This window comes from Tildeniella sp., from assembly GCF_059505325.1.
Genome location: NZ_JCACKI010000064.1, coordinates 234,367 through 247,310, shown reverse-complemented (window position 1 = coordinate 247,310; position 12,944 = coordinate 234,367). Strand labels below are relative to the sequence as shown.

The 12,944-nt window shown below is 48.4% G+C and carries 7 protein-coding genes and 2 tRNA genes; 2 read left to right on the top strand and 7 right to left on the bottom strand.

Annotation, left to right across the window (positions count from 1 at the left end; genetic code table 11):
* Nucleotide 1 precedes the first annotated feature (1 nt).
* The 5 genes from AC5JO6_RS22365 to AC5JO6_RS22345 form a co-directional block, all read right to left on the bottom strand.
* A complete protein-coding gene (locus AC5JO6_RS22365; protein ID WP_496083242.1) occupies nucleotides 2–1,231 on the bottom strand; it encodes an McrC family protein in 1,230 nt (409 codons plus the stop codon).
* Nucleotides 1,228–3,447 carry an AAA family ATPase gene (locus AC5JO6_RS22360; RefSeq protein WP_496083241.1) on the bottom strand — a complete coding sequence of 740 codons (2,220 nt, stop codon included), beginning with the start codon at nucleotides 3,445–3,447 and terminating at the stop codon, nucleotides 1,228–1,230. Before AC5JO6_RS22360 ends, AC5JO6_RS22365 begins: the two co-directional genes overlap by 4 nt.
* Nucleotides 3,448–3,826: 379 nt before the next feature.
* Nucleotides 3,827–4,285 carry a hypothetical protein gene (locus tag AC5JO6_RS22355; RefSeq protein WP_496083240.1) on the bottom strand — a complete coding sequence of 153 codons (459 nt, stop codon included), beginning with the start codon at nucleotides 4,283–4,285 and terminating at the stop codon, nucleotides 3,827–3,829.
* A 32-nt stretch (nucleotides 4,286–4,317) separates the two neighbouring features.
* Nucleotides 4,318–5,586 carry a hypothetical protein gene (locus tag AC5JO6_RS22350; RefSeq protein WP_496083239.1) on the bottom strand — a complete coding sequence of 423 codons (1,269 nt, stop codon included), beginning with the start codon at nucleotides 5,584–5,586 and terminating at the stop codon, nucleotides 4,318–4,320.
* A gap of 91 nt (nucleotides 5,587–5,677) precedes the next feature.
* Complete coding sequence (locus tag AC5JO6_RS22345) at nucleotides 5,678–6,709, bottom strand: type IIL restriction-modification enzyme MmeI (RefSeq protein WP_496083238.1); 1,032 nt, start codon at nucleotides 6,707–6,709, stop codon at nucleotides 5,678–5,680.
* Nucleotides 6,710–7,634: 925 nt separating this feature from the next.
* On the opposite strand from AC5JO6_RS22345, the gene cas12k reads away from it, so the two are divergent.
* Complete coding sequence (gene cas12k, locus AC5JO6_RS22340) at nucleotides 7,635–9,593, top strand: type V CRISPR-associated protein Cas12k (RefSeq protein ID WP_496083237.1); 1,959 nt, start codon at nucleotides 7,635–7,637, stop codon at nucleotides 9,591–9,593.
* Between the two features lie 1,309 nt (nucleotides 9,594–10,902).
* Here the strand turns inward: cas12k and AC5JO6_RS22335 are convergent.
* Nucleotides 10,903–10,974: transfer RNA gene (locus AC5JO6_RS22335), tRNA-Thr, on the bottom strand.
* 98 nt (nucleotides 10,975–11,072) lie between these two features.
* Nucleotides 11,073–11,154 (bottom strand) — tRNA-Tyr (locus tag AC5JO6_RS22330).
* A gap of 274 nt (nucleotides 11,155–11,428) precedes the next feature.
* On the opposite strand from AC5JO6_RS22330, the gene AC5JO6_RS22325 reads away from it, so the two are divergent.
* Entirely contained in the window at nucleotides 11,429–12,919 is a 1,491-nt protein-coding gene (locus AC5JO6_RS22325) for an MBOAT family O-acyltransferase (RefSeq protein WP_496083236.1), read from the top strand.
* Nucleotides 12,920–12,944 lie beyond the last annotated feature (25 nt).

Here is a 12,944-nt window from a genome sequence, read left to right as displayed (position 1 = left end):
CTCAAGCAAACAAGCTCTCTAAAAATGTCTCTCCTGCCTGCTGCAAGTCTCCATCAACAGCGAAGGTCAGAGTGCGGACGCGAATCTGCTGCACTCTGGTATACAGAGGCTTTTCTAGCAGTTGCGGATAGATGAGAATTGCTTCGGAACAGCCTTGAGTGGTTGCATAGGCGATGATTTGCGCCACATCATCTGTTCCAGGGGCGGTCGGAGTTTTGTATTTAGTATCCAGCACATAGCGGGTTTGTCCCGTAGTGATATCAACAAGCACAAGATCGATGCTGAAAGACAGCGAACCCTCCTGGTTGATGTGAACCTGATGCTGGGCTTTAACATCCAGGTTCTGAGGCAGCAGTTTTGTCGCCCGGTGGGCTTTGAGCCACTCTGCAACAAACAGTTCGTAGAGTCGAGCCATGCTGACGAGGAACGGCAACATTTTGCGATCGCCCTCGGTATGGCTGGGACCACTCTGCTCTAGAAAAAAGTGACAGAGAGCGTGAAGCGGTTGATAGTCTTCATTGAGACGATGATAGAGGCGCTTAATGCAGGCTTGAGCCGTATGGGATTCGAGTGAGACGGTGCCCTGAAGAGCGTGGTAAGCCTGCCTCACGTTCGGGAGGACTTCTGGGCTACAGGCTCCGCAAGCGGCAATTTTGCGGAGTGTCCAAAGCAGAATTTGGTTGTCCTCAATGTCAGGTGTGTGCTCTTTGTAGTGGCACTTGATTTTGACTTCCCACGGTCGTTGTACCAATTGCCGCGCGTCCATGCGTCCTCGCACGAAGGTCATCCGATCGCTCTTGGGGATGTAAGTACGATACAGACCTTGCTTAGCGCGATCGCGGATACGCCGTGCCAGGATGTTTGCCAAGTAATTGTAGAAGTCTTCCAGTTTGTCGAAATTGCTTAAGCCATCGAGAAAATGAAAGCTCTTGAGTTGGTAGGCGTATTCCAACATGCCAAAGATGTTTGCCAGTCCTACTTTGGGCTGAAGCCGAAAGCCTATTGCGTCTGACAGCGGAATATAGCCAACCCATCCGTGAGACGTTAGTCGCCACTGTCTGCCTGTGATGGGCGTAGGGAATTCCACTTCAACCACCCCTTTTCGCAGGGCACCGTTTGCACCATACGACTGCCAGAGCAGCGTTCCCAGTTCTAAAGAGATGAGGTCTTCGGCGAAAAGCTTTGAGGCGTACTCAGTCAGTTCGTAAACGATGGGATGGGTAGCATTCATGGGCGTAATTGCCCCTCAACCTGTGCCCATCTCAAGTTTTTCATCTTGTCGGACTGGTCAAAAAAGAATTCTTCCAGATACGGCTCAATTTCCAGTTGCCAGATGCTTTTGAGTTCTGTGTCGAGGTTTTCTCGCAGAAAGAAGCTGGTGCCAAGCTGATAGTGCGGATCACCAATTTGAGCGTTGATGTGCTGCAATACATTGACGAGGTTTTCCGTGGCATAACCAGTGGCTTGGTGGTACTTTCGCAGACCTTCGTAGTTGGGCGGGACGTAGAGAAAGGCAAAACGGCGACGTAGCGCGTGATCAACCAGGGCAATGGAGCGATCGGCAGTATTCATCGTACAAATGATCCGAACGTTTTTAGGAATACTAAATGTTTCACCACTTGCCAAGTACGCTTTTTCATCCCGGTATTCCAGGAGATACATTAACTCCCCAAAAACTTGAGAGATGTTAGCACGGTTGAATTCATCGATGATGAGGACGCAACTATGCTCACCGCAAAGTTGAGCCTTTTTACAGAACTCTAGAAAACGACCTGGAACGATCGGATAATCTAATCCTCCTTCAGTTCGCTTAGGACGAATACCCTGAATAAAATCTTCGTAGGTGTAAGCAGGATGAAACTGAACCATATCGACAAAACCATTCCCCCCACCGATTAAATGTTGAGCAAGGTGACGAGCCAGGAAGGTTTTTCCAGTACCAGGCGGTCCATACAGAACCGCTTGTCGCTTACGATCGAGCGCCTTTACCCAATCGTGCAATAAACTCTCATCCAGTTGGGTTGCCTCCGCGCAATCAGATAATGTGAATGTTGGAGCGACTGTTATAGGCAAGACAGTTGGATCATCTTTTAGAGAATTGATGTACTCACGTATTGCTTGAGCTGGGTCATCTAAAGTGGCAAGCAAAACCAGTGGAAAAGCTTGCTTAAATGTTTTTACAATATGATCACTTAATTGTTCATCTGAGCTTTGTAAAACTAATTCTGCTGGAATAACTGAGGTGGGTGAACTGTCGCAGAGATCCCATAAGAGTATTTCCTGATACTTCTGATAATTTCGTTGAAATCGTTGATTGTATTCGTCTAAAGCTTGGAAATAAGGGCTAGAAATCTGAAAACCAAACTGCAACCCAGTGCTAGTAATTCGGATAAACAGAAAGCCAAGAAAACCAAAGCGTCCTTCCAGTGATGCTGTACCCCATGTTGTACCTGCTTGAGTTGTTATCTGTGCTGAGGGGCGGGTTGCAATCAAACGCAGAAGTTTATTAAATGGTTCTTGAACATGCTCGCGAAGCTCGTCCTGATGCTGGTAATAGAAGGTCAGTTCTGGATTATCTTGCCATTTCGCGAGCAAAGCGAACGTTGCTGGAGTAAAGAAATTAGTGGTTTTTGCTGGTGAGTGAGAAGGAACAGCATTACCACCTAATTCATCAAACTGCTCTGAAGTTAGACCTAGCAAGGTTCTTTGCCAATTTTTCTGATTAACTTTTTTAGGTGTTAGGTCGTGCCAATGAACTGGAAGACGGTGTTTGTATTTGGGAGCATTTGGCTCGAAGTAATAGGTCCCTGTAACCGTTCCAATCCCAAGCACTTCTGTTTTACCCTTGTTGGCAACAATATAATCACCGGGCTTAATCTGTGCGAAGGTATGAACTTGGTTGACTCCAGATTTCTTCCATTTCAACTCTGGATGTTGGGTAATTAATTGGTCGCGACGCTTATAAAAATCTATGATGTCTAACTTGGAAATATCACCGAGTTCATCCCACTCGACCGCAATGAAACCCTGGTCACGGCATTCTTCCCACTGCCATGCGTTTTCACCCGGTGCAATCTTCCAGTAGTGCACATCGAAGGTATATTTCTTCACCGCTACCAACCAGTGGCAGAACATATCAAACAGGTCATCATCATGCAAAGCCACATTAGGGCAGATTTGGCGCATTTCGGGCGCGATCGCCTGAATCATCTGTCGTAGCCCTGTATTGATTTGCGGATAGCCAGTCAGAAGCGCGTTATAGGACGTGTCCTCAAAGTAGTTAATGACGCGCCAGGGTTTCTTATTGACCAGCAAAAACTCGTCTGGGCGGAGGGCATTGAGAATAGGGGTTAGCATTCCCACCTGAAAGCCTTTACTGCAAGTGAGGCTGGAGAATTCAAGGCAGGCATCTTTTAGCTCAGTGGGGTCGGTGTCACAGCGTTGCACAAAGTTGAAAATCGCTTGGGCGATCGCTGTCCAGTCGTAGCTTTTGCCGTCACTCTCGTACCACTTCTTCAAGTTCCCCGAAATTGAAGGAGCATGGTGAGCCCAGGCTCCTCTCGCCTCATTACTGTCTGTCTCAGCATGGGGCAGTAGCTTCAGCAATACGAGGTCGGTGATATCTTCACCACGAGCTACGGCAGCTTGAATCTTCTGAAAGTTTTGGCGACCTGTTTGACGATTTTCGTCGTAAAGGCTGATGTGCTTTTGCCCTTCCGGCGTGGATACAAAAGCGTCTGCAAATTCTTGAAAGAGACGGATGAATTCAACCTTTTTGCTGCCAAACATTGGAGAAGATGTCCTGTTTTTGGAAATGAAGGGAGGGTCAGGCACTCTGTTGAAGTTCAGCAAACTGCCACCGTTTAGTGTGCCCATCTTCACGGCAGAGGAGGACGCCAAACCATTCGAGGCGTTCCAGGTTTTCGGCGATCGCACCCTTATACCGTCCACCCCCTTTGAACTGAGCAGCGATTTGTGCCACTGTCCATTCGCCGCCACTGGTGCGGAGGAGATCACGGATGGTGGCAAGTTGTTCTTTGGGTTGTTTGGGGAAGGGCTTTTGCTCGACCGGGGCGATAACGGCTTCTTCGGCTTCGACGACTCCGGCAATTACCTGTTGGGTCTGCACTTCGTTGGGTGCCTGGTAGTCGGGACGGAGCCAGCGAATGATGCCGTTGCGCTCCTCTTCGGCACGATCGGCGTTGAGGGCAACGAGTCGTTCACCCAAATCCAGGTTTTTGGAAGAAGTTAATTTGAGTAGCCTACAACCTTTGCTTATGCTCATTTTTCTTAAATTCAAATGGCTAAAGGATGTAGTCAAATGGATAAAGGATCTGGATTCGGTGGGACAAGAAAATCAATTGGCTGATTAATAAACCCATGTTTTGAGTACAATCTAAATCTAATAAAAGGAGGTACTAAATACCAGTTTTCACGTAAATTAGATTGCTTTAAAATATACTTTTGAGAGAAGTCCCTTAATATCTGAATAGTTTTATCCTCTCCAAGGAATGCTATTGCCGTAAGCTCAGCCATTGATGCATAGAAAAAGCACAAAAGAGCCAGATTTTTATATAGAAAATATAGCAAATGCCCCTCTTCTATTTCTATAATTGTGTTAATTCCAAGATAATTAGCCCAGACGCGAAATCTATATATGAAATCAAGGAAGTTACCATGTTCAGACACAAACTTGATGTACAGATCCTCAAGATCATATATTGTTTTTTCGGGGAAACGAGGACACTTGCTGTACTTGTATTTCCAGAACTCTTTATCAACCCCTCTTAAATTCAGCATTGAATCTTTACACGGAATAGTAATATTAAAGGGATAAAAGACAGTAGTTCCATTCAATTTAGAGAGCAAATTGTTATTAAAAAAATTAGTGCTCTTTCTATGCTGTTCGGTGTTGAGGTTGTCATTGTTTGTAAAAACTATCGAATTTGTATATTCATATATTGAGTAATACGTTTGAATAATATTCCATGATGGAGATTTTCCAATATAACTAGAGGCATTTAGTCTAGTACCTACTTCAAGGAAGTCCGAAGGGACAGGAACAAGTCTTACTAGCTCGTTGTACCACCCCTTTGTTAGGTGAAAAATAAATCTCTCTTGAGAAAAATTTTTACCCACACTATTACGGATTTTGTTTGTCGAAATTTTATTTTCTTTTAAGAAATTATCTAAAAGAGTATCGATTCTATATTTTTTCTTCTTGATGGAATCTTTAGAGGAATATCGTAGCTTCAACAACCAGCAAACAATATCAATGGTGTCATGAAAAAATAAGTACTCTGTGATTTTTGGATAGTGTTCGTACAGGTAGAAGTCGTCAAGAGAACCAACCTTTTCCAAGATTTTAGGCTTCTCCATGACAAGGTATAACTTATTTAAGTGATGGCTTAAAATATAATCTTTGCTGTTTTGTTTGAATATTTGAATTGAGACACGATCACAGATTCTCTTCAAGTCTTCAATTGAGTAGGCTGTTTCTAAAGATATTTCCTCTAGTAATTTAAAGGGCTTAAATTGATTTGATTCATAAAACGTGTTGCGGCTTTGAGAAGAAATAATTGCCATTTAGAATCAACCCTGTCTACTATAAATAGCCATTACAAACTTCAATTTTACTCTTCATACACTTGAAGAACATATTTCTACAATCTGAACATTACTTTATGTAAGATGTCGGCGTGTAGTGTGCTCTTAGGCGGCTCCGCTCCTTCTTGTCCAGCGCCCGCTCTAGCAGCGTCCCAAAAATGGCAGGTTCCACCTCCGCCCAGTCCTTCTCCGCTGCCTCATACAGCGTTTCTAGCCGTGCTTTTGGCAGGTCAAACGCCGCTGCATCCGCAAAAAAGCTCCCGTTGAACCGCAAAATGCGCTCAAACCCAAAACTGCCGCCCGTGTTCATCGTTTGCCAGAGGCTCTCAATCTCTGGCTGAAACAGTTTTGGGTCAGTCAGCCACCGATCCTTCAACGCCTTCGTAAAAACCTCACCTCGCAGCAGATCCACATCTTCCGCAAACATCGTGAAGATGCAGCGCATCAAGAAGTTGGCAACCTCCTGCCGCTCATTGCCCTGCTCCTCCAGCCACCGCGCCAGCTTCGCCAACGTAGCGGCAACTTCCCGCGTCACTTTTGCCCGATACTTTTCCGGGTTCAGGCTTTGCGGATCGTTGAAGATGGCAACAAAGCGATCGAAGACCTTCTCATCCAGCAGGCGATCGATCGCAATGGTTTCCCGTGCCCCATAGCCGCCATAGTTGCCGCTAAAACTCATCCACACTTCAAAGTGAGAGCCAATATCGTAGGTCATCACAAAGGGTGGCTTTTGCGTCAAAAACGGCGTGTAGCTGAGTGCCTGATAAAAGGCTTTCTCCATCGCCGTGTCGTAGGTCTTCGTACCCCGCTTCGCCGTGCCCTTGTTAGAAGCACTCCCGCCCTGTTTCGCCTCAATCAGAAAATGCCCTTCCTTGTAGAAATCGGCATAGTTCGTGCTGAAGCCGTCTTTATGAATGACGCGAATATCCTTGTCAAAGGCATACGGATCGCTGGGGATATTGCCCTTTGGCGGTGGGCGATCGACTCCCAACGCATCACACAGATCACGAAAGAAGCCCTGATAGTTGGCTCGCTCATTGCCCTGAGAGCCTTGCCACGTTTTCAGAAAGTGCTGGACTCGTTGCCGATCTGAGTCGTCCATCCGGTATTCCTAAGCTTGCAGGGGGCAGCATCACGATGGGAGCACGTTCTACTACCTTAGCTCCCCATACAGTGTTGCCACAGCCACAGCCGGATCAAACACATTCTTTAAAGAGTCATTACAGTCCGCTTAAAAAGGCTCTGCGCGTCAGCAATTACAGCACTCACGCTCAAAAGAAAGCATGGTCATTTAAGCGCTCATCCGGTGGCTTTTCCACTCTTTCTGGACCGCATGACGTTGAAAGAGCGCAAAACCGATACGCCTGAAAACTGGGCACTTTACGGGCTGGTGCGGGATGGCTAAGGGTGGCGATCGCTTCGTCCAACTGAGCTTAAATCCAGCATTCACTTACTCGCCAGAACGTTGATGTCGCTATGCCGCTACAGAGGCACAACTGAAAAACGGACAGCTTCAGGCAACAACAACGAATCCTCGATAACATGACAAAAAATACTTGCCATCTGACAAGCCTTAAAGAGTAATTCTCCGTGGCTTCTTGTGATACATTTCCCGCAAAACCCTTAAGTACTCTGGTTCTGTCTCGATCGTTGTCCAGATATGGTGAGCCAGCGCCAACTTCTGCTGATGCTTCTCACTGGGAAACCGACGGTGTTCTCCCTGTGAAAACCAGTGGTTAACCGTTGTCAAGGAGCAGTCGCAGATGAACGCAAGTTCCTCCCGTGACACAGCCCAAAGCCGTAGAAATGCCTCAAGTTCCATCAATTCGCTATACACCAGAGCCGATAAAGCCGTGACGCACACCAGTGTGTATGAGACGGAGTTCGCGGGGCAAGAGTCTTGCCAACTATCTTGTCACAGCGACAAGCTTTAGAGTATGATACCTCACAGAATAAAAGTACATCTGAACTACTAGCGGATAGCCTAAAACGTTCAAGTAGCTTGCTACCCTGGGTCGTTGCTAAGTATGAGCATCATTACCATTCATTGCCGCCTTGTCGCCTCTGAGCCTGTTCGTCGCCACCTCTGGCACCTCATGACCGAGAGCAATACCCCCCTGGTTAACGACCTGCTGACGCAAGTCAGCCAACATCCCGATTTTGAAACCTGGCAACGCCGAGGGACTGTCCCAGAAAAAGTCGTTAGAGAACTTTGTGAACCACTCAAAGCCATTTACCCAGGTCAGCCTGCACGCTGCTACGCTTCGGCAATCTTGATGGTGACTTATACTTATGAATCATGGTTAGCACTCCAGCAGAACCGCCGCCGCCGTCTGGATGGCAAACAAAAGTGGCTGAATGTAGTGAAGAGTGATCCGGCACTACTTGAACTCAGCAGCACCACTCTCGAAGCGATCAAAGAGAGGGCACAAACCGTTCTGAAGCAACTCAATATAGAGCCTGAAACTCAAGCAGCTTCCAACCCCAAGAAGCGTCAGGCTGCACAACAGCAGACTCAGTCTGCCAACAAAGCAAGTCCCATGACGCGTTTGTTTGAAGCTTATGACGCGACAGACGAGACCTTGAACCGTTGCGCGATCGCCTATCTGATCAAAAATGGCTTCAAAATCCCTGAAACTGAGGAAGACCCAGAAAAATTTGCCCACCGCCTTCGCCGCAAGCAGAAAGAGGTCGAGCAACTTGAGGCTCAGCTTCAGGCTCGCCTACCGAAAGGACGGGATCTAACCGGGGAAGAGTTTATGGAGACATTGGCGATCGCCACACAGCAGATTTCCGAAAGCGTTGCCCAAGCACGCGAATGGCAAGCCAAACTGCTTACCCGACCCGCCTCTCTGCCCTATCCCATCATCTACGGCAGTTCCACGGATGTCCGCTGGGGTAAGACCGCAAAGAGAATTACCGTCAACTTTAGTGGCATCGATAAGTATCTCAAAGCAACTGATCCTGACCTTGAAGCATGGTTCAAGACCACCAAAGCATCTCCTTTCCAGGTGTACTGCGACCAACGGCAATTGACCTTCTTCCAACGCTTTTTGGACGATTGGCAAGCCTATCAAGCGAATAAAGCTACCTATCCAGCAGGCTTACTCACCCTCAGTTCAGCCATGCTGGCTTGGAGAGAAGGCGAGGGTAAGGGTGAACCCTGGCATGTAAATCATCTCGCCCTTTACTGCTCGTTCGATACTCGCTTGATGACCGCAGAGGGCACTCTGGAAGTTCAGCAGGAGAAGCTAGCTAAAGCTACCAGGAACCAGACTCTTGAAACCTCTGACCACGAGTTGACAGAACACCAGCAAAAGTTCCATCAGCGCAATACCTCCACTCTTAGCCGCCTGACAAATTTGCCCCATCGCCCCAGCCAGCAACCTTATCGGGGCAAGCCAGAAATTTTGGTAGGACTCAGTCTTGGGTTGGCTCATCCCGTCACAGCCGCCGTTATCAATGCCAGCACAGGCGATGCACTGACCTATTGCATGCCTCGCACCTTGCTGGGCGATGACTACCACCTGCTCAACCGTCAGCGCCAGCAGCAGCAGCAACATGCTCTACAACGTCACAAAAATCAGCGGCGGGGTGTGGCGTACCAACCTTCAGAAGCAGAACTGGGTCAGTACGTTGATCGCCTACTGGCAAAGGCAATCATCCAACTCGCCCAAACCTATCAAGCAGGCAGCATCGTGATTCCAAACCTGACACACCTGCAAGAATTACTAGCCAGTGAGATTACGGCAAGGGCTGAACAGAAGTCGAGCGTAGTTGAGGTTCAAAACAAGTACGCCAAAGAGTACCGCCAGAACATCCATCGCTGGAGCTACAACCGACTCATTGAAGCGATCCGTAGTAAAGCGCAGCAACTTGGCATCACCGTTGAGTCAGGCTTTCAGCCGCTCCAAGGCAAACTCCAAGCACAAGCACAAGAGATGGCGATCGCTGCCTATCACGCCCGTGCGATCGCTACAAAGTAAGTGCGTGATCTAGTACGTTTGAACCTAGACAAGTTAATATACGGAACAATAGCGCCTCAGTTCAAGCTTTTTGAGCCGCTGAACTGTGAAAAATGAGGGTCAGTTTGGTCGTCGCAAGACGACTGTGCTTTCCGACCCTGGTAGCTGTCCGCTCACTGACTGCCATCTTGGCACAGACTTCATTTTGAGGCTTGTATGGGGATGGGAAGCTGCATTCGTTGGTTCATTCTTCAAATGTAGCGCAGGTGCGCACCCAGCAGAAGTGAGTTCAGCCTTCACTGTGTGAAGGTACGGGAGCATCATCGCTTCAATTTATTGAAGCAAATGGTGTGACTGAAGTGTCACTGGCGTGACAGCGGTGCATAACTTAAAGTGGGGAAAATTTAGCCCCCAGATCGGCTGAAACCCTTACGGGCTAGAAGTGCCGTTCTGGAAGGCTTCCCGCCTTAAAATATACGCCGTGGCAGCTACTGCTGATACGGAACCCGCTTTGTTGCTCTCACTGGCAGGGCGAAAAGCTGTTCACGGGTGAACAGCGATCTCTCAAGAAAGAGGGTATCTGAATCGGATTCCGTATCAATCGCCTCCGAGCAAGGAGGAGTCCTCCATCATTTTTCTGGCAAACCGAAGCGGGGTCAAAAACCCCTGGAGGTTTGCCAGAATCCAAAATCCCTCTGCTGGCGCGACTTTCATCCCTTTGAAAGCACCAAAGCGATCCTTAAAGGAAGGTAGCAAGACAGTTTGTTAGCAGGTTTGCCAAAACCTACTTTGGAAAGCTTGCAGGACAAGGGTTTTGGCTTTGGGAGTCGCCATCGCCCTTCCAGAGATGGGCGGGCTGAAAGTACCACCAGATTCCTTCAAAGAAACCTGCGAGGGGAGTCGCCATCGCCCTTCCAGAGATGGGCGGGCTGAAAGCGATCGAACTCGGTTGATTTAATCGTGGTTGATTTAGGTCGCCATCGCCCTCCCAGAGATGGGCGGGCTGAAAGAAAAGGCGAACATTCGAGGCTTCCAGGATCGGCTCTCCATCGTCGCCACCGCCTCCTAAGAGATAGTCGGGTTTACCTAACTATGGAACGGGAAGTACTGCACTCTGCCTATTGGTTTAAAGGAATAGAGCTTGAATTTTGAGGGGGACTGAAAGGAGCACACCCTTGGTAATCAGCGACATTAACTCGCGAAAAGCAAGGATGTATTCATTAACGACGTTAATTTGCGAAATCATTACTAAAAGAAGTAAATTCGCCGAAAACGACATTAATTTGCGAATCGCGACATTTAATGTGCGAACGTACACCTTGAAATGCAGAGCCCGTGACGAGGATTGAACTCGTGACCTCACCCTTACCAAGGGTGTGCTCTACCACTGAGCCACACGGGCAGTTTTGATTTGAAAGGATAAATACTTAAGGATGAAGGCTTAAAAATACTTTCTTTTATCCTTTATCACTCATACTTTATCCTTTCTCTTGTCGTGGATGGGCCGAGCTGGATTTGAACCAGCGTAGGCGTAGCCAGCGGATTTACAGTCCGCCCCCATTAACCACTCGGGCATCGACCCACTTCACCCACGGAAATTGATCCTAGCACAACAGCGTCCACGAGATTCAAAGTCGTTTAGATTTTAGTCGGTCGATCACTTAGTGTTTCCCTGCCATTCTGCTCGGTTGGCATACAGTTGTTCGTGTGGCGTATTTCGCTATCTGAGCTTCAGCAGGGATGGGTCGATCGCACAGTCAGATCAAGAATCTGTGCGAATGGGCAAACCTTCACTATAATCAACGCGAACGGCATTCCTTCTGCTGCTCGGCGCTGTCATCACCCTTTGCCATCGTATGACCTTCATCTCCATCACCTACGGACTGTTCCTGCTGAGCGTGATTGGTATTTACTGGTCGGTGCAACAGCAGTGGCTCCGCATGTGGGCATTGTTGGCTGCCAGTATTGTCTTCTACTCATCCTTTCAAGTGCAGTACATTCCGCTGCTGCTGGCTGGTACGTGGGTTACCTTTCAGTTGGGGCAGGCGATCGCGGTGCCGCCCGATTGGCGCATTGAAGACTGGCAGTTTGCCCAACAGGACTGGCATCGACAGCGCTTAAGGCTGCTATGGTTGGGCATTGTCGTCAATGTTTTACTGTTATTGGGCTTTAAGTACATTCCTTTTTTGCTATCCACGATCGGGGCATTGATAGGAAACCCGGCACTGCAACAACAAGCAGTGTGGACGCGCTCTAATCTCATTGCACCGTTGGGACTGAGCTTTTTCTGCTTTGAGTGCATCGCGTATCTGGTCGATGTTTATCGTGGAGCACCCGCAGCACAGCGGTTTCTTAGCTTCTCTGCTTACAAGCTGTTTTTTGCCAAGCTGATCAGTGGTCCCATTACTCGGTATCATCCATTCGCGGCGCAAGTCCAGGCGCAGACCTTTCCTACCATCGATCGCCTTGTGGAAGGGTTGTGGCTCATTGCCTGTGGTGCAGTTAAAAAAGGACTCCTGGCAGACAATCTAGGCGTGTTAGTTGATTTGAGCTTTCAAAACTTACAGCGGGCAGGCAGTGCAGATTTATGGCTGGCGATCGTGGCGTACGGGCTACAGCTTTACCTTGACTTCAGCGGTTATGTGGACATGGCGCGGGGTAGTGCCGTGCTGCTGGGCTTTGACCTGCCGCAAAACTTTGACTTCCCCTATTTCAGCACGAACATTGCAGACTTTTGGCGACGCTGGCACATGACGCTAGGCGACTGGTTACGCAACTATCTTTACTTCCCGCTCGGTGGTTCACGTCAAGGGTTGCTACGTACCTGTGCGAATCTCATGATCATCATGGCGATCGCGGGTATCTGGCACGGTGCCGCGTGGGGCTTTATCGTTTGGGGATTGCTGCACGGCATCGCGCTGGTGATGCATCGGCTCACAGATGCACTCTCCAATCAGGTCACGTGGTTAAAGAGCGCATGGCAGAGTTTACCGGGCGTTGTGCTGGCATGGATGTTGACACAAAGTTTAGTATTCACGACCTGGATTTTCTTTCGCTTACCCGATCTAAAGGATTCCTGGTTGGTGGTGCAGCGCTTATGGGGGCATCCGGCTGACGCGCAGTTTGCCCAAAAGGTTTATTTGGAAGCGATCGGGCTGGCACCGTTCCAAATTGCGCTACTGCTGTGGGCGATCGTGCTTTTGATGGGCGTTGCTTATCTGTGCGATCGCGCGTTCAAACTACAGCTCAACTGGCACATCAAGTTAATGCTGGTGCCGCTGTGCCTGTTTGCGGTTTGGGTTCTGGCTCCCAAAGGCTCCCTGCCTTACATTTACTTCGATTTCTAACAAGACTCAACCGCTACTGCTAAGA

What these genes read in the sequence shown, in the direction of transcription:
- AC5JO6_RS22325 (WP_496083236.1), top strand. Translation starts at nt 11,429, where the DNA reads ATGACCTTCATCTCCATCACCTACGGACTGTTCCTGCTGAGCGTGATT.
- cas12k (WP_496083237.1), top strand. Translation starts at nt 7,635, where the DNA reads ATGAGCATCATTACCATTCATTGCCGCCTTGTCGCCTCTGAGCCTGTT.
- AC5JO6_RS22365 (WP_496083242.1), bottom strand. Translation starts at nt 1,231, where the DNA reads ATGAATGCTACCCATCCCATCGTTTACGAACTGACTGAGTACGCCTCA.
- AC5JO6_RS22345 (WP_496083238.1), bottom strand. Translation starts at nt 6,709, where the DNA reads ATGGACGACTCAGATCGGCAACGAGTCCAGCACTTTCTGAAAACGTGG.
- AC5JO6_RS22350 (WP_496083239.1), bottom strand. Translation starts at nt 5,586, where the DNA reads ATGGCAATTATTTCTTCTCAAAGCCGCAACACGTTTTATGAATCAAAT.
- AC5JO6_RS22355 (WP_496083240.1), bottom strand. Translation starts at nt 4,285, where the DNA reads ATGAGCATAAGCAAAGGTTGTAGGCTACTCAAATTAACTTCTTCCAAA.